Origin of the sequence: Streptomyces sp. NPDC047081 (genome assembly GCF_040643775.1) — a bacterium.
Lineage (GTDB): Bacteria > Actinomycetota > Actinomycetes > Streptomycetales > Streptomycetaceae > Streptomyces.
Genome location: NZ_JBEYUY010000004.1, coordinates 290,205 through 305,125, shown reverse-complemented (window position 1 = coordinate 305,125; position 14,921 = coordinate 290,205). Strand labels below are relative to the sequence as shown.

The 14,921-nt window shown below is 71.1% G+C and carries 16 protein-coding genes; 13 read left to right on the top strand and 3 right to left on the bottom strand.

From position 1 onward, the window contains the following. Positions 1–4 precede the first annotated feature (4 nt). Genes ABZ848_RS09785 through ABZ848_RS09770 form a run of 4 tightly spaced genes read left to right on the top strand, consistent with a single transcriptional unit; the run spans position 5 to position 4,065 of the window. Entirely contained in the window at positions 5–1,153 is a 1,149-nt protein-coding gene (locus ABZ848_RS09785; RefSeq protein WP_360828079.1) for an acyl-CoA dehydrogenase family protein, read from the top strand. 10 nt (positions 1,154–1,163) lie between these two features. After that, a complete protein-coding gene (locus ABZ848_RS09780; protein ID WP_360828076.1) occupies positions 1,164–1,931 on the top strand; it encodes an SDR family NAD(P)-dependent oxidoreductase in 768 nt (255 codons plus the stop codon). After that, positions 1,928–3,094 carry an acyl-CoA dehydrogenase family protein gene (locus tag ABZ848_RS09775; RefSeq protein ID WP_360828073.1) on the top strand — a complete coding sequence of 389 codons (1,167 nt, stop codon included), beginning with the start codon at positions 1,928–1,930 and terminating at the stop codon, positions 3,092–3,094. The genes ABZ848_RS09780 and ABZ848_RS09775 overlap by 4 nt, the downstream gene beginning before the upstream one ends. Beyond that, positions 3,091–4,065: an NADPH:quinone oxidoreductase family protein gene (locus ABZ848_RS09770; protein ID WP_360828070.1), complete on the top strand. Its 975-nt coding sequence runs from the start codon at positions 3,091–3,093 to the stop codon at positions 4,063–4,065. Before ABZ848_RS09775 ends, ABZ848_RS09770 begins: the two co-directional genes overlap by 4 nt. A gap of 145 nt (positions 4,066–4,210) precedes the next feature. On the opposite strand, the gene ABZ848_RS09765 is transcribed toward ABZ848_RS09770, so the two are convergent. Next, complete coding sequence (locus ABZ848_RS09765) at positions 4,211–5,074, bottom strand: mycofactocin-coupled SDR family oxidoreductase (RefSeq protein WP_360828067.1); 864 nt, start codon at positions 5,072–5,074, stop codon at positions 4,211–4,213. Positions 5,075–5,250: 176 nt separating this feature from the next. Between ABZ848_RS09765 and ABZ848_RS09760 the strand changes: the two genes are divergently transcribed. From ABZ848_RS09760 to ABZ848_RS09745, 4 genes are read left to right on the top strand one after another with little or no spacing between them, the layout of a single operon-like run. After that, positions 5,251–6,396 (top strand): amidohydrolase family protein, encoded by a 1,146-nt coding sequence (locus tag ABZ848_RS09760; protein ID WP_360828064.1) that lies wholly within the window; start codon positions 5,251–5,253, stop codon positions 6,394–6,396. After that, positions 6,393–6,614 (top strand): hypothetical protein, encoded by a 222-nt coding sequence (locus ABZ848_RS09755; RefSeq protein ID WP_360828061.1) that lies wholly within the window; start codon positions 6,393–6,395, stop codon positions 6,612–6,614. Before ABZ848_RS09760 ends, ABZ848_RS09755 begins: the two co-directional genes overlap by 4 nt. A gap of 7 nt (positions 6,615–6,621) precedes the next feature. Further along, a complete protein-coding gene (locus ABZ848_RS09750) occupies positions 6,622–7,434 on the top strand; it encodes a mycofactocin-coupled SDR family oxidoreductase (protein WP_360828058.1) in 813 nt (270 codons plus the stop codon). Between the two features lie 15 nt (positions 7,435–7,449). Continuing rightward, positions 7,450–7,638 carry a ferredoxin gene (locus tag ABZ848_RS09745; protein WP_360828055.1) on the top strand — a complete coding sequence of 63 codons (189 nt, stop codon included), beginning with the start codon at positions 7,450–7,452 and terminating at the stop codon, positions 7,636–7,638. Between the two features lie 57 nt (positions 7,639–7,695). Here the strand turns inward: ABZ848_RS09745 and ABZ848_RS09740 are convergent, their stop codons facing one another. Continuing rightward, positions 7,696–8,565, bottom strand: a complete 870-nt coding sequence (locus tag ABZ848_RS09740; RefSeq protein ID WP_360828052.1) for a VOC family protein — start codon at positions 8,563–8,565, stop codon at positions 7,696–7,698. 163 nt (positions 8,566–8,728) lie between these two features. Between ABZ848_RS09740 and ABZ848_RS09735 the strand changes: the two genes are divergently transcribed. Together ABZ848_RS09735 and ABZ848_RS09730 are read left to right on the top strand one after the other, a co-directional pair. Next, the gene (locus ABZ848_RS09735) at positions 8,729–9,589 is read left to right on the top strand and encodes an alpha/beta fold hydrolase (protein ID WP_360828049.1); all 861 of its coding nucleotides are present in this window, start codon (positions 8,729–8,731) and stop codon (positions 9,587–9,589) included. A gap of 8 nt (positions 9,590–9,597) precedes the next feature. Then, the gene (locus ABZ848_RS09730) at positions 9,598–10,155 is read left to right on the top strand and encodes a helix-turn-helix domain-containing protein (RefSeq protein ID WP_360828046.1); all 558 of its coding nucleotides are present in this window, start codon (positions 9,598–9,600) and stop codon (positions 10,153–10,155) included. Positions 10,156–10,209: 54 nt separating this feature from the next. Here ABZ848_RS09730 and ABZ848_RS09725 read toward each other — a convergent pair whose 3' ends face one another. Further along, on the bottom strand, positions 10,210–11,808 hold the full coding sequence (locus ABZ848_RS09725) for an FAD-binding protein (protein ID WP_360828043.1): 1,599 nt from the start codon (positions 11,806–11,808) through the stop codon (positions 10,210–10,212). A gap of 207 nt (positions 11,809–12,015) precedes the next feature. Here ABZ848_RS09725 and ABZ848_RS09720 point away from each other — a divergent pair, with 207 nt between their 5' ends. Genes ABZ848_RS09720 through dmpG form a run of 3 tightly spaced genes read left to right on the top strand, consistent with a single transcriptional unit; the run spans position 12,016 to position 14,821 of the window. Beyond that, positions 12,016–12,849, top strand: coding sequence for a fumarylacetoacetate hydrolase family protein (locus ABZ848_RS09720; protein WP_360828040.1), 834 nt, complete (start codon positions 12,016–12,018; stop codon positions 12,847–12,849). Continuing rightward, on the top strand, positions 12,846–13,808 hold the full coding sequence (locus ABZ848_RS09715) for an acetaldehyde dehydrogenase (acetylating) (RefSeq protein WP_360828037.1): 963 nt from the start codon (positions 12,846–12,848) through the stop codon (positions 13,806–13,808). Before ABZ848_RS09720 ends, ABZ848_RS09715 begins: the two co-directional genes overlap by 4 nt. Further along, the gene (dmpG, locus tag ABZ848_RS09710) at positions 13,805–14,821 is read left to right on the top strand and encodes a 4-hydroxy-2-oxovalerate aldolase (RefSeq protein WP_360828034.1); all 1,017 of its coding nucleotides are present in this window, start codon (positions 13,805–13,807) and stop codon (positions 14,819–14,821) included. The genes ABZ848_RS09715 and dmpG overlap by 4 nt, the downstream gene beginning before the upstream one ends. Positions 14,822–14,921: the final 100 nt, after the last annotated feature.

Here is a 14,921-nt window from a genome sequence, read left to right as displayed (position 1 = left end):
TTCGATGCGCCGGACCCTGTTCGCACAGGACCACGAGGACTTCCGTCTGCTGGTCCGCGACTTCATCGCCCGTGAGGTGCTTCCGGAGTACGAGGACTGGCGCCGCGCCGGACTCGTCCCCCGCGAACTGTTCACCTCGCTGGGCAAGCTCGGCATCATCGGCACGGCGATACCCGAGGAGTACGGCGGAGGCGGCCAGGACGACTACCGGTTCAACGTCGTCATCCAGGAGGAGTGCGCCCGCGCGGGTGTGACCCTCGGCGGTCTGCGCACGCACCTCGACATCGTCGTCCCGTACTTCACGGGCCTCGCGAACACGGGCCAACGGGAGCGCTGGTTCCCCGGGTTGGCCTCCGGCGAGCTCTACACCGCGATCGCGATGAGCGAACCGGGCACCGGCTCCGACCTGGCCGGCATCAGGACGCGGGCGGTGCGCGACGGCGACCACTTCGTCCTCGACGGCGCCAAGACCTTCATCACCGGCGGTCACCACGCCGACCTGGTGATCGTGGTCGCCCGCACCGCCACCGACCCGGACGACCGGCGGGCCGGCCTCTCCCTGCTCGTCGTGGAGAAGGGCATGCCCGGCTTCACCGTCGGGCGGAAACTGGAGAAGATCGGCCTCGCCGTCCAGGACACCGTGGAGCTGTCCTTCGACGCCGTCCGGGTCCCCGCCGCCAACCTCCTCGGCGAGGAGGGCGGCGCCTTCACCCACCTCGGCCGCAACCTCGCCCAGGAGCGCCTCGCCATCGCGGTCGGCGCCGTCGCCCAGACCCGCAACGCGATCGACCTGACCATCGGCTACGTCCGCGACCGCACGGTGTTCGGCAAGCCGGTCGCCCACTTCCAGAACACGAAGTTCGAACTCGCCGCCATGGCAACCGAGTTGGAAGCGGCGCAGACCCTGCTGGACGCGGCCGTCAGCGCGCTCGTCGCCGGTGAGCTGAGCCCGGCCGACGCGGCGAAGACCAAGCTGTTCTGCACCGAGACGCAGGGCCGCGTGGTCGACCGCTGCCTCCAACTGCACGGCGGCTACGGCTACATCCTCGAGTCCCCGATCGCCCGGCTGTACGCCGACGCGCGGGTGACCCGCATCTACGGCGGCACCAGCGAGGTGCTGAAGACCATCATCAGCAAGTCCCTGGGCCTGTAAGGAGTTTGATGTGAACATCGACGGTTCGTCGGCGCTGGTCACCGGAGGCGCCTCCGGCCTGGGCCTGGCCACCGCGCGCCGCATCCTCGACCGCGGCGGCCGGGTCGTGCTGGCCGACATCTCCGAGGAGCAGGGCGTCAAGGCGGTCGCCGACCTAGGCGACGCCGCCCGCTTCGTCCGCGCCGACGTCACCGACGAGGCCTCGGTCACCGCCGCCCTCGACGCTGCCGAGGAACTCGGCCCGCTTCGCTTCGTCGTGCACTGCGCGGGACGTGGCGGCGACCGTACCCGCATCATCGACCGCGACCGCACACCCGGCGGGCTCGACACCTTCGCCGAGGTCATACGGGTCAACCTCATCGGCACCTACAACGTGCTGCGCCTGTCCGCCGCCCGCCTCTCCGGCAACGAGATCGTCGACGGCGACCGCGGAGCCGTGGTCCTCACCGCCTCCGTCGCCGCATTCGACGGCCAGATCGGCCAGACCTCCTACACCGCCTCCAAAGCGGGCGTCCACGGCCTGACGCTCGTCGCCGCCCGCGACCTGGCCAGCTGGCAGATCCGCGTGAACACCATCGCCCCCGGCATCATGGACACCCCCATGCTGGGCCGCCTGCGCGAGGACATCCGCGACGGACTCGCCGCCTCCGTGCCCCACCCCAAGCGCCTCGGCGACCCCGACGACTTCGCCCGGCTCGCCGTCGAGATGCTGGAGAACCCCTACCTCAACGGCCAGACCGTCCGCCTCGACGGCGCCATCCGCATGGCCCCACGGTGAACGACGCCGACTTCCGGGCCGAACTGCGCGCCTTCCTGACGGACCATCACCCAGGCCGCCGCCCCAAGGACCCCGCCGAACGTCTCGCATGGCAGAAGAAGTGGCTGGCCACGCTCTACGACGCCGGGTACGCGGGCCCGAGCTGGCCGCGCGAGTACGGCGGCATGGACCTGCCGTTCGCCCGCCAGGTCGTCTACCAGGAGGAGTACGCGCGAGCCCGGGTCCCCGGGCCGCTCGGTACCGGGCTCGGCATCGCGGCGCCCACGATCATCAAGTACGGGACGCCCGAGCAGAAGGACCGCTTGCTGCGTCCGATGCTGCGCGGCGACACGGTCTGGGCGCAGGGCTACTCCGAACCGGAAGCGGGCTCGGACCTGCCCGCGTTGCGCACCACGGCGCGCCGCGAGGGCTCGGAGTACGTCGTCAACGGCCAGAAGGTGTGGAACAGTTCGGCCGACATCGCCGACATCCTCTTCACCCTCGTCCGCACCGGCCCGCCCGACTCCCGCCAGGACGGCATCAGTTACCTCCTGATCGACGCCCACGCCCCGGGCATCACCGTGCGCCCGCTGCGCGACCTGACCGGTGACGCCCACTTCTGCGAGATCTTCTTCGACGACGTGCGGGTCCCGGTCGCCGACCGGATCGGCGAGGAGAACGGCGGCTGGCCCCTCGTCCGCACCAGCCTCGGCCACGAACGTGCCGCCGGAGCGATGAACCAGGCCGCCCTGTACCGCCGCGTCCTCGACGAGCTGATCGAGCTGGCGCACGAACGCGGCGCCACCGCCGACCCCCTGGTGCGCGACCGGCTCGCGGACTTCGAGATCCGCGTGACGATCATGCGGCTCACCGGGATGCGGACCATCGCCGACATCATGGCGAAGGGCGAACCCGGCCCGGCGTCCTCCACATCACGCCTGTTCATCGTGACCTTCGAGCAGGAACTGCACGAGTTCGCCCTGGAGTTGCTCGGCCCGTACGGCATCCTCGGCCGGCGCGACCCCCACGCGGTGCAGCGCGGCCGCTGGGTGTGGGGCTTCCTGCGCACCCGGGCCTCGACGATCGGCGCGGGCACCGCCGAGATCCAGCGCAACACCATCGCCGAACAGGTACTGGGCCTGCCCCGGGACCCGGCGATGCCGACCACCGGGAGGACACGATGAAAGCGGCGCGCTGCACGGAGTACGGGCCCCCGGACGGCCTTGAGGTCGTCGACCTGGACGACCCCGAACCCGGACCCGGCGAGGTCCTCGTCCGGGTGCACGCGGCCGCGGTCAACTTCCCGGACGTCCTGTTCGTGGCCAACCGCTACCAGGTCCCCGCGCCGCTGCCGTTCACGCCCGGCAGCGAGTTCGCCGGAGTGGTGACCGCGCTCGGCCCCGGAGTGACCGGGCCGGCGGTCGGCACACCCGTGGCCGGGGCCGTGCTGACGGGCGCCTTCGCCGAGCAGGTGGTGGTGCCCGTCACCGGCCTGCGCCCGGTCCCCGAGGGACTCGACCTGGTCCACGCGGCCGCCTTCCACGTGACCTACGCGACCGCCTACCACTCCCTGGTCACCGTCGGACAGGGCGCGGCGGGGGAGTGGGTGGCGGTGCTCGGCGCCGCGGGCGGGGTCGGCAGCGCGGCCGTCGACATCGCCACCCGGCTCGGCATGCGCGTCGTCGCGGCCGCCTCCAGCGAGGAGCGGCTGCGGGTCGCCCGCAAGCTCGGCGCGGAGGGCGGGGTCGACTACGTCCGCGAGGACCTCAAGACCCGGATCCGCGAACTGACCGGCGGCGAAGGCGCCCACCTCGTGGTCGACCCGGTGGGCGGCGACCACGCGGAGGCCGCCCTGCGCGCACTGCGCCGGGGCGGCCGATTCGTCACGGTCGGATACGCCGACGGGAAGATCCCGCGGATTCCGCTGAACCTCGTCCTGCTCAAGGACGCGGTGGTACGGGGCTTCGAGATCCGTATGCTGCGGCAGTACGCCCCGGACGCGGTGGCCGCGGGCGACCGGGCGCTCGCCGGGATGGTCCGGGACGGCATGCGCCCGCTGGTCTCCCGCGTCCACCCCCTCGACGAGGTCGCGGCCGCCCTGACCGATGTGGCCGAGCGGCGCACCACGGGCAAGGTGGTCATCGAGATGCGCTGAGCGTTCCCCTGGATGTGCCGATGGGCGGCTTCGCCGCGGGCCGCGATGGGCCTTATTTCGCCCGCGGCGCCGTCGTGGCTGGTCGCGCAGCTCCCCGCGCCCCTTGGCGTCGCTGCCCCACCGCAGCCGACTTCACCAGGTGCGCTTAGAAGGTGGGGAGTTGGGGGCGCTTCTTGACGTAGCCGCCGGCGTCCACGCGCATCTGCATGCCGCTGACGTACTTCGACTCGTCCGACACCAGGAACAGCACCATGTCGGCGATGTTCTCCGGCTCGACATAGGGAATGCCGAACCCGGTCGTCGCCGGGAAGGACGTCAGCGCGTCCTCGCGGGTCGGGTTCTCCAGGTCGGGCCGGAAGGACCGGTACATGAGGTCGCAGTTGAGCATGCCGGTGTTGACGTTGGTCGGGTGCACCGCGTTGACCCGGATCCGCCGGGGCAGGAGGACGGTCGCCAGGTCGTGGACGAAGGACGCCACTTGGCGTTTGGCGAAGGAGTAGCCCAGCCCGCCGGGCCCGTTGGCCGGATTGTCGACGCTGGCCGGGATCAGCGCGGCGATCGAGCCCGTCGCGACGATCGAGGCGCCGTCGGGCAGATGGGGCAGGGCCGCCTCGACGGCGTGCACCACTCCGTTGAAGTCGACCGTGATGGCGTCTATGAAGGCCTGCGCGGTCTGCTGGGGGCCCAGCGGGGCGATCCCGGCCTGCGCGACGACGGCGTCCAGCCGCCCCAACTCGGCGACCCCCTCGGCGACGGCCGCCTTGAGCGCGGCGGAGTCCCGTACGTCCGCGGTGCGGGCGACGATCCGCCGGCCGAGCTTCTCGACCTCCCGGACCGTCTCGTCCAGGTCCTCCTCGGTGGCCAGCGGATAGCCGTTGGTGGGGATGTCCGCGCACAGGTCCACCGCGATGATGTCGGCCCCCTCGGAGGCGAGGCGTACCGCATGGGCCCGGCCCTGGCCCCGCGCGGCCCCGGTGATGAAGACGACCTTGTCCTGCACTCGACCCATGGGGTCTCCTTCCGTCGCATAAAAGAGTAGCCTGAATAGTGGCGCAGTGGGCCTGACGATTCCGATGATCGCCGAGCTGTACGGGACTTTGGTGATCCCTTCCGCTGAGTGGGATCAGTTCAGTGCACACAATGCGCCCGGTGCTAGAGAGTCTCCGAGACCGAGGGAGCGCAAGCATGCCGTTGCAGCCGTGGATGAAGTTGCTGTCGACCGACGACCATCTGATCGAACCCCCACGACTGTGGTCGGACCGGCTGCCCGCGAGGTACCGGGAGGCGGGTCCACGGATCGTCGAGCAGACGCGGGGCGAGGGCCGGGAACCGGCCGAGGTGTGGGTGTACGAGGACCGGATCTACCCCTACATCGGCCTCAACGCGGTCGCGGGCAAGAGCCCCGAGGAGTTCGGCCTCGAACCCACCCGCTACGACGAGATGATCCCGGGCTGCTACGACCCCAAGGCCCGTATCCGCGACATGGACCTCGACGGAGTGTGGGGCGCCCTGTGCTTCCCGTCGTTCCCGGGGTTCTCCGGCCATGTCTTCCTGGACGGCAAGGACCGTGAACTGGCCCTGCTGTGCGTGCGGGCGTGGAACGACTTCGTCCTCGACGAGTGGTGCGCCACCGCGCCGGGGCGGCTCATCCCGCTGGCCATCATGCCGATGTGGGACGTCGACCTCTGTGTCGCGGAGGTGCACCGCGTCGCCGCCAAGGGCGCCAAGGCGATCTCCTTTCCGGAGAACCCGGCCCCGCGCGGGCTGCCGTCCTTCCACACGGACTACTGGGACCCCTTCTTCACCGCCCTGGAGGAGACCGACCTCCCGCTGAGCCTGCACTTCGGCACCTCGGGCCAGGCCCCGAAGACGGCCCCCGAGGCCCCGTTCGCCGTGACCATCGCGCTGTTCGGCTGCAACGCCATGTACGCCACCGCCGACATCCTCTTCTCCCCGGTGCTGCACAAGCACCCCAAGCTGAAGATCGGCCTGTCCGAGGGCGGCATCGGCTGGATCCCGTACCTGCTGGAGCGGATCGACGGCACCTGGGAGCGTCACCGCTTCTACCAGAACGTCAACCAGAGCGTGCGGCCCTCCGAGCTGTTCCACAAGCACTTCCACGGCTGCTTCATCGACGACCGGTTCGGCGTGGAGGTACGCCACCACGTCGGCGTCGACAAGATCACCTGGGAGTGCGACTACCCCCACTCCGACTCCTACTGGCCCAAGTCCCGCGCCTACGCGGCCGAGGTCCTGGCCGACGTACCCGACGAAGAGGTGCACCAGATCGTGGAGTTGAACACCCGCCGCCTCTACAACCTCCCCGCATGAGCCGCCGTCCGGAGTCCGAGCGCTCCGACTGGACCGACCTGGACCTGCTCACCCGTGAGGAGGCCCACGGGCGGCTGCTCGCCGAGATCGCCGAGACGGACGTACGACTGGCCGGTCTCGGTGAGTCCGACGCGGCCGAGCGTGCGCTCCTGGAGGCCCGGCTGCGGGCCCTGCGGGAGGCCGCCGAGGATCTGATCGACCACTCGAAGAAGAACTGAGGTGCCCATGGGGCGGGTAGCGGGCAAGGTCGCGCTCATCACGGGAGGGGCCCGGGGCCAGGGCCGCTCCCATGCCGTGCGGCTGGCCGAGGAAGGGGCGGACATCGTCGTCACCGACGTCTGCCACGACATCAGCGACGAACTGCCGTACCAGCTGGCGACGAAGGAACAGCTGGAGGAGACCGCCGAGCTGGTCCGGGCGACCGGCCGGCGGTGTGTCGCCGTACAGGCCGACGTCCGGTCGATCGAGGAGATGCGCGCCGCGGTCGACGCGGCCCGGGCCGAGCTGGGGCGGCTCGACATCGTGGTGGCCAACGCCGGCGTGATGAGCATCGGAGCCGCCTGGGAACTGTCCGACGAGGCCTGGGACGTCAACATCGACGTCAACCTCAAGGGCGCCTGGAACACGGTGCGGGCCACCGCCCCCTGGCTGATCGAGCAGGGGGAGGGCGGCTCGATCGTCATCACCAGCTCGGCAGCCGGCATCCGGGGCCATGTGCCCTACGCCCACTACGTGGCCGCAAAGCACGGGGTGGTGGGCCTGATGAAGGCCCTCTCCAACGAACTCGCCCCGCACCGCGTCCGGGTCAACACCGTCCACCCCACCGGCGTCAGCGAGACCGGCATCACGGTCGGCGTGCCGATCGAGGAACTCGCCGCGCGGGAGCCGCTGTTCGGGCTCGTCGCGATGAACCCCCTGGCCCCGTACGTCGAGCCGCGGGACATCTCGAACGCCGTCCTGTTCCTGGCCTCGGACGAGGCGCGCTACGTCACCGGACTGCAGTTCACCGTCGACGCGGGCTCGACCAACAAGCCGTAGAAGGGAGTGGGTTGAATGAAGGTCAGGATCGACACGTCGGCGTGCTCGGGGCACGCCCGGTGCGCCGCGGCGGCACCGCGGCTGTTCCGTCTCGACGAGGACGGCTATGCCCTGCCCGTCGACGGGGACGTCCCGGAAGAGCTCCAACAGGCCGCGTACGACGGGGAGTCGGCCTGCCCGGAGCGGGCGATCACCGTCGAGTGAACGCGAGTGGGCCCCACGGTCCCTGGCCGTGGGGCCCACTCGCGCTCACCGTGCCGGTCAGCCGGCCGGCTGCGGCGGCGGCGTGAAGTGGTGGCCCCAGAACGCCCCGTCGGTGATCTCGTAGACCGGCACCGGCTCCGGCACCTTCAGGCCGTTCCAGCCGAACTCGACGGCGTAGTTCTCCGGCGACCACACATAGAACGACACCATGTGGTCGTTGGTGTGCTTGCCCAGCGAGTGCATCATCGGCACCTCGTACTTGGCGGCCCGGTCCAGGGCGCGGCCGACGTCGTCGAGGGTCGCCGCCTCGACCATGAAGTGCAGCAGCCGCCCGGGACCCGGCATCGGCGTGACGCCGAGCGTGTGGTGGCGCGGGTTGCAGCCCATGAACCAGGTCGTGCCGCCCGGCGAGCGCATGGTGTTGCGCTCGATGAACCCGAGCACGTCGACGTAGAAGTCGAACGTGGTGCGCGCGTCCTCGGCGGAGATGATGGCGTGCCCGAAGCCCATGTCACCCGTGACGAACTGCGAGACCAGCGGGGTGTGCACCGGAACGTGGTCGAGTGTGCGGCCGTAGAACAGCTCGACCGGGTTGCCGCCCGGGTCGTTGAACTTGGCGAAGCCGGTGACCTTCCGCTCCGCCGCCTCCGCCTCGGTGCCGGCCGTCACCTTGATCCCGGCCTTCTCGACGTCCGCGACCAGCTTCGCCAGCTCCCGCTCGTCGAGCACCTCGAAGCCCAGCGCCGTCATCCCGGGCTGGGCCCCCGGCGAGACCACGATCCGGTTCGGGTGGTCGTCCATCCGGAAGGTGAGCGACCCGGACTCGCTCTCGACGGGCATCAGGCCGAGGAAGTCGGCTCCGAACTCCCGCCACTTGTCCAGGTCGTTGGACTCCAGACGCAGGTACCCGAGTGAGCGAACACCCATCAGGCCCTCCCCTCACATTTGGTCAGGTCCCAGGCGGCCCGTCGGGCCCCCGGTATCGGTACAACCGCGACGCTAGACAGCCCGGCCCGCCCGCCGCGGGGACCGTCCCACTGATCGGGAGACGTACGACGAAGGGCTCCCCGCCGGTGCGACGGTGACCCGCATGACACTCAGCCACGAGGACACCCTGCGCGAACTGCCCACCGACGAAGGCACCCTGCGCTATCACGAGGCCGGTGACGGGCCCCCGCTCCTCCTGCTGCACGGGTCGGGCCCGGGTGTGACCGGCTGGCGCAACTACCGGGGCAACCTTCCCGTGCTGGCCGAGCACTTCCGCTGCCTGGCGCTGGAGTTCCCCGGCTTCGGAGTGAGCGACCCGACCTCCGAGAACCCCATGGCGGCCGGCCCGAAGGCCGTGCTGCGTTTCCTGGACGGCCTGGGCCTCGACCGCGTCGACGTCATCGGCAACTCCATGGGCGGGTTCATCGCCACCGGACTCGCGGTCGCCCACAAGGACCTCTTCCGCAGGATCGTCACCATCGGCGGGGTCGGCCGCAACATCCTCTCCCCGGGTCCCAGCGAAGGCCTCAACCTGCTGGTCGAGTTCGCCGAGAACCCCACCCGGGACAACCTCGTTCAGTGGCTGCGGTCGATGGTCCACGACCCGGCCCTGCTCACCGAGGAGCTGATCGAGGAGCGCTGGGCGAGCGCCACCGAGCCGGCGACGCTGGAGGCCTCCCGCCGGATCTACGGCCGCCAGGCTATGGCCGCGATGCAGGCCGCCCAGTCCCAGTCCGACCAGCCGATCTGGGCCGCCCTCCACAAGATCACCGCGCCCACCCTGCTGACCTGGGGCCGGGACGACCGGGTCACCCCGCTGGAGAACGCGCTGCTGCCGATGCGCACGATCCCCAAGGCCGAGCTGCACGTGCTGCCGGACTGCGGACACTGGGCCATGATCGAGCAGAAGCAGGCCTGGGAGAGCACGGTGCTGGCCTTCCTGACGCGCCCGGACGCCCCCTGAGGGCGCCCGTGCGTCCGCCCGCCGCCCCCACCTCCGCCGGCCAGGCCGCCCGCCGCGTCCGCATCCTGCGCGCCGCCTCCGAACTCGGCTCCCGCGACGGGCTGGACGGCATCCAGATGCACGACGTCGCCAAGGAGGCGGGCGTCGCCATCGCCACCCTGTACCGCTACTTCCCGTCCAAGCCCTTCCTGTTCCTGGCCGTCCTGGAGTGGCACATCGAGGAGTTCCTCGGGGACGGTGACGGCGGCCTCGGCGCCGACGTCGGGGACACCCTCGTCGCGCTCAGCGGGAAGCTGCTCGGCAACCGGCAGCTGGCCTCGGCGGTGGCGCTGGCATCCTTCACGGAGTACGCGGCTGCCGTCCCGGCCCGGATCGACATCGTCGAACGCCCGCTGGGACAGCGCCTGTTGAGACTCCTCGGGGACCGCAAGGACGCCCCCAGCAGGGTGCGCCTGCTCGTCTACACCTGGTGGGGCCTGTTCGTGGGCATGCTGACCGAGGAGATCTCCACCGCCCGCGGCGAGGCGGACCTCCGGCTGGCCGCCCGGCTGATCGCGGCGCCGTAGCGCACACGACAGCGCCCGGGACACCCGCCGTGTCCCGGGCACACTCGCATCGCGTCAGTCCGTCGGACCCGCCATGTCCAGCACGGCCAGGTACCCGAACGCGAGGCTCGATCCGATCGGCGTGCCCGCGCCCGGATACACCCGCCCCGACATGGCGGCCGCGGTGTTCCCGGTCGCGTACAGGCCCTCGATCGGCTGCCCGTCCGGGCGCAGGACGCGCGCGTGGACGTCGATGCGCAGACCGCCCTTGGTGCCGATGTCGGACGGGACGATCGTCGCCACGTAGAACGGCGGCTCGTCGATGGGCAGCAGCAGCGGGTTCGGCCACTCGGGCGCGGGGGTCGCCGGGAAGTTCTGCCGGGGGTCGGCCGGGAACGGGACGATGTGGTGGAACATCTGGTCCCACGGTGTCTCGCCCCGGTGGAACCGCGCGTCCACGCCGGTCTTCGCGTACCCGTTGAACTCCTCGACGGTCCGCTTCAGCGCGTCGAACGGCACGTCGATCAGCCGCGCCAGCTCCTCCAGGCTGTCGGCCTTCTTCAGCGCCCCCGACGCCAGCCATGCCTCGGGCCCCGGCGTCGCCGGCGGGAAGCCGATGCCGTCCCGGTCCAGCTGCCGCTGGTCGAAGATCCAGTGCGCCGGGATATGGCTCACGCCGGTGCTCGCGTGCAGCCGTACGATCTCGTGCGCGGCCTGGTCGTACGGCCGTGTCTCGTTGACGAAGCGCTCGCCCGCGGCGTTGACCCAGATGCCGCCCCGGGTGCCCGTGTGGAAGACCGGCAGGCCGTCCGGGTGGACCAGGCCCGGCACGAACCAGGCCTCCTCCAGCAGATCGGTGTCCGCGCCGACGGCGAGGCCGGCCCGCAGGGCGTCACCGGTGTTGGCCGGCGCGCCGTCGGACCACTCCCCGGTGAGCGGCGGCTGGTGCTTCTCGCGCAGCTCACGGTCGCGCTCGAAGCCGCCGGCGGCCAGCAGCACGCCCCGCCGGGCCCGGATCGTCTCCCGCCCCGCCTCGCCGGTGACCTCCACGCCGACGACCCTGCCGTCCTCGACGACCAGGTTCTCCAGCGCGGTGCTCAGCCGCAGTTCGCCGTTGCCCGTCTCCAGGAACGCCGACAGTGCCCTGCCGATCAGCGCACGGCCACCGCTGAGCACCGGACCCTCGTCGAAGCCGAACCGCTCGGTGGGCAGCGAGTCGCGTACCAGCGCCCGGCGCTCCTTGAGCTCGGTGACCTCGACCGGCGGCGGGAAGATCGTGTGCCCCGTGGGCGAGGCCCCCGGCGCCGACGCGTAGTAGTCGGGAACCGGGCCGTGCACGAAGGACTGGAACCAGGGGTTCTGCTCCAGCTCGTCGATCAGCCGGGGCCCGGCCGCCAGATACGCGTCCTGCAGCGCCTCCCGCGACGAGTCGTCCACCACGCTGCGCAGATACGTCCGCACCTGCTCGACGTCGTCCCCGAATCCGGCCCGGGCCAGCGGCGCCGACCCCGGGAACCACAGACCCGCGCCGGAGTACGCGACGGTGCCGCCGACCCGGTCGGTCTTCTCGACGACGAGCGTGCGCAGTCCGCGCGACGCCGCGACGTACGCCCCGACCAGGCCTCCGCCCGACCCCACGACGATCACGTCGTAGGCATCCTCGTTGATGCTCATCCGAACCTCCTCATGAGTGCCGACGTTCTGCGTGGGGGGTGGGTTCGCCGGACGACGGTAACGAGGCTGCGGGAGCCCGTCGTTGTGGCATCTCGCTCAGCGAGACCCGCGCGGGCCGCCGCCTTCGAGTCCCGGTGAGCGGAACGTCCGAAGCTCCTGCCGGCCCGTGCGGAACAGGCTGAAGGCCGGCACGAGTTGAGGATGGCGATGACAGACCTCTGGGAACCGGCGGCCGTCGCGGACCGTGAGACCGCCGTTGCGGAAGCGGCCGTACGACTCACCCGCGCGGCCCGCGACCACAAGCCCTGCACACCCGTACGGGACCTGCTGGGGGCGAAGGACATCAGCCTCGCGTACGCCGTCCAGCGACGCGTCGTCGGTGAGCGGATCGCCGCCGGGGCACGGGTCGTCGGCCGCAAGATCGGGCTGACCTCCGAGTCCGTGCAGCGTCAAGTCGGCGTCGACCGGCCCGACTTCGGTGTCCTGCTCGACGACATGGACGTCACCGGACTCCCGGCCGTCCCGAGCGGCCGGCTGCTGCAGCCCAGGGTCGAGGCGGAGATCGCGTTCGTCCTCGCGGAGGACCTCGACGAGGACGACCTCGACGTCGAGCGGGTCCGGGCGGCGGTCGGACACGCCGTGGCCGCGCTGGAGATCGTGGACAGCCGGGTCGCCGACTGGGACATCGCGATCACCGACACGGTCGCCGACAACGCCTCCAGCGGGCTGTTCGTCCTGGGGCAACAGCGGCTCGGCATCGGCGAGTTCGAGCCACGGGACGTGACCATGCGGCTGTACGCGGACGGGAAGCTCGCCTCCGAGGGCGACGGCGCGGCCTGCCTCGGCGACCCGCTGGCCGCGCTGCTCTGGCTGGCCCGTACCGCCCGCGAGTTCGGCGACCCGCTGCGCGCCGGGCAGATCGTGCTCTCCGGCGCCCTCGGCCCGCTCGTGCCCACCCCGCCCGGCATCACCGTACGGGCCGAGATGTCGGCCCTGGGTTCGGTGACCGCGACCTTCTCACCCGAGGAACACAAAGGATGACGAAGACCAAGGTGGCCGTAATCGGCTCCGGCAACATCGGCACCGACCTGATGATCAAGGTCCTGCGCCTGTCCGACACCCTGGAGATGGCCGCGATGGTGGGCATCGACCCGGACTCGGACGGACTGGCCCGCGCCGCCCGCCTCAAGGTGCCCACCACCCATGAGGGCGTGGACGGCCTGATCCGCATGGACGGCTTCGACGACATCGACATCGTCTTCGACGCCACGTCCGCGAAGGCTCACGTCGAGAACGCCAAGAAGCTCGCCCCGTACGGCAAGCGGCTGGTCGACCTCACCCCGGCGGCCATCGGGCCGTTCGTGGTGCCGCCCGTCAACCTCGACGAGCACCTGTCGGCCGGGGACAACGCTGTCGACAACTTCAACATGGTCACCTGCGGCGGCCAGGCGACCATCCCGATCGTGCACGCGGTCAGCCGGATCACCCCCGTGCCCTACGCCGAGATCGTCGCGTCCATCGCCTCGAAGTCGGCCGGGCCCGGCACCCGGGCCAACATCGACGAGTTCACCGAGACCACCTCCGGCGCCATCGAGAAGGTGGGCGGCGCCCGCCGCGGCAAGGCGATCATCGTCCTCAACCCGGCCGAACCGCCGCTGATCATGCGGGACACGGTGTACTGCCTGATCGGCGACGCCGACCACGGGGCCGTGCGCGCCTCAGTGGAGGAGATGGTGGCCGCGGTCGCCGAGTACGTGCCCGGCTACCGGCTCAAGCAGCAGGTCCAGTTCACCCCGGTCCCGGCCGGCGACCCGGTCCACACGCTGCTGCCCGACGGCATCTCCGAGAAGCCGACCACCAAGGTCTCCGTCTTCCTGGAGGTCGAGGGCGCCGCCCACTACCTGCCCGCCTACGCCGGCAACCTCGACATCATGACCTCGGCCGCCCTGCGCGTCGCCGAGCGCATCGCCGGGCGCGAGACCACCGAGGTGACCAAGTGACCGAGACCCCCAGGCTCTACGTACAGGACGTCACCCTCCGGGACGGCATGCACGCCATCCGGCACCGCATCACGCCCGAGTTCGTGTCGAAGATCTCCGCCGCGCTCGACCGGGCCGGAGTCGACGCCATCGAGGTCGCCCACGGCGACGGGCTGGCCGGCGGCAGCCTCAACTACGGGCCGGGCAGCAACACCGACTGGGAGTGGATCGAGGCGGCGGCGGACGCCATCGAGCGCGCGGTCCTCACCACCCTGCTGCTGCCCGGCATCGGCACCATCGTGGAACTGAAGCGGGCCTACGCCATGGGTGTCCGCTCGGTGCGCATCGCCACCCACTGCACCGAGGCCGACGTCGCCGCCCAGCACATCTCCACCGCCCGCGAACTCGGCATGGACGTCTCGGGCTTCCTGATGATGGCCCACATGGCATCCCCCGAAGTCCTGGCCGGCCAGGCCAGGTTGATGGAGTCGTACGGCGCCCACTGCGTGTACGTCACCGACTCCGGCGGCCGGCTCACCATGGACGGCGTCCGCGACCGCATCCGCGCCTACCGGGACGTCCTCGACCCCGGCACCCAGATCGGCATCCACGCCCACGAGAACCTCTCCCTCTCCGTGGCCAACTCCGTGGTCGCCGTGGAGGAGGGCGTCACCCGGGTCGACGCCTCCCTCGCCGGACAGGGCGCCGGCGCGGGCAACTGCCCCATCGAGCCCTTCGTCGCCGTCGCCAACCTCCACGGCTGGAAGCACGACTGCGACCTGTACGCCCTCCAGGACGCCGCCGAGGACCTCGTACGGCCGCTCCAGGACCGCCCGGTGCGCGTCGACCGGGAGACCCTCACCCTCGGCTACGCGGGCGCCTACTCCAGCTTCCTGCGGCACGCCGAGACCGCGGCCGAGCAGTACGGCCTCGACGCCCGCACCATCCTGGAGGAGGTCGGCAGGCGCGGCCTGGTCGGCGGCCAGGAGGACATGATCGTCGACATCGCCCTGGACCTGACCACGCGAGGCTGACTCGGGATTGCCTCCGACAATTAATAGACCGGTCGCCCCAATTAATCGGTGCACGACTCTTTCTCTGCGGTCGGCGTCATTGATACCTTGACGCCGGCGC

Excerpts from the sequence above, each read along its gene's own strand:
- ABZ848_RS09785 (WP_360828079.1), top strand. The coding sequence starts at position 5 with ATGCGCCGGACCCTGTTCGCACAGGACCACGAGGACTTCCGTCTGCTG.
- ABZ848_RS09770 (WP_360828070.1), top strand. The coding sequence starts at position 3,091 with ATGAAAGCGGCGCGCTGCACGGAGTACGGGCCCCCGGACGGCCTTGAG.
- ABZ848_RS09765 (WP_360828067.1), bottom strand. The coding sequence starts at position 5,074 with ATGGGTCGAGTGCAGGACAAGGTCGTCTTCATCACCGGGGCCGCGCGG.
- ABZ848_RS09760 (WP_360828064.1), top strand. The coding sequence starts at position 5,251 with ATGCCGTTGCAGCCGTGGATGAAGTTGCTGTCGACCGACGACCATCTG.
- ABZ848_RS09755 (WP_360828061.1), top strand. The coding sequence starts at position 6,393 with ATGAGCCGCCGTCCGGAGTCCGAGCGCTCCGACTGGACCGACCTGGAC.
- ABZ848_RS09750 (WP_360828058.1), top strand. The coding sequence starts at position 6,622 with ATGGGGCGGGTAGCGGGCAAGGTCGCGCTCATCACGGGAGGGGCCCGG.
- ABZ848_RS09745 (WP_360828055.1), top strand. The coding sequence starts at position 7,450 with ATGAAGGTCAGGATCGACACGTCGGCGTGCTCGGGGCACGCCCGGTGC.
- ABZ848_RS09740 (WP_360828052.1), bottom strand. The coding sequence starts at position 8,565 with ATGGGTGTTCGCTCACTCGGGTACCTGCGTCTGGAGTCCAACGACCTG.
- ABZ848_RS09735 (WP_360828049.1), top strand. The coding sequence starts at position 8,729 with ATGACACTCAGCCACGAGGACACCCTGCGCGAACTGCCCACCGACGAA.
- ABZ848_RS09725 (WP_360828043.1), bottom strand. The coding sequence starts at position 11,808 with ATGAGCATCAACGAGGATGCCTACGACGTGATCGTCGTGGGGTCGGGC.
- ABZ848_RS09720 (WP_360828040.1), top strand. The coding sequence starts at position 12,016 with ATGACAGACCTCTGGGAACCGGCGGCCGTCGCGGACCGTGAGACCGCC.
- ABZ848_RS09715 (WP_360828037.1), top strand. The coding sequence starts at position 12,846 with ATGACGAAGACCAAGGTGGCCGTAATCGGCTCCGGCAACATCGGCACC.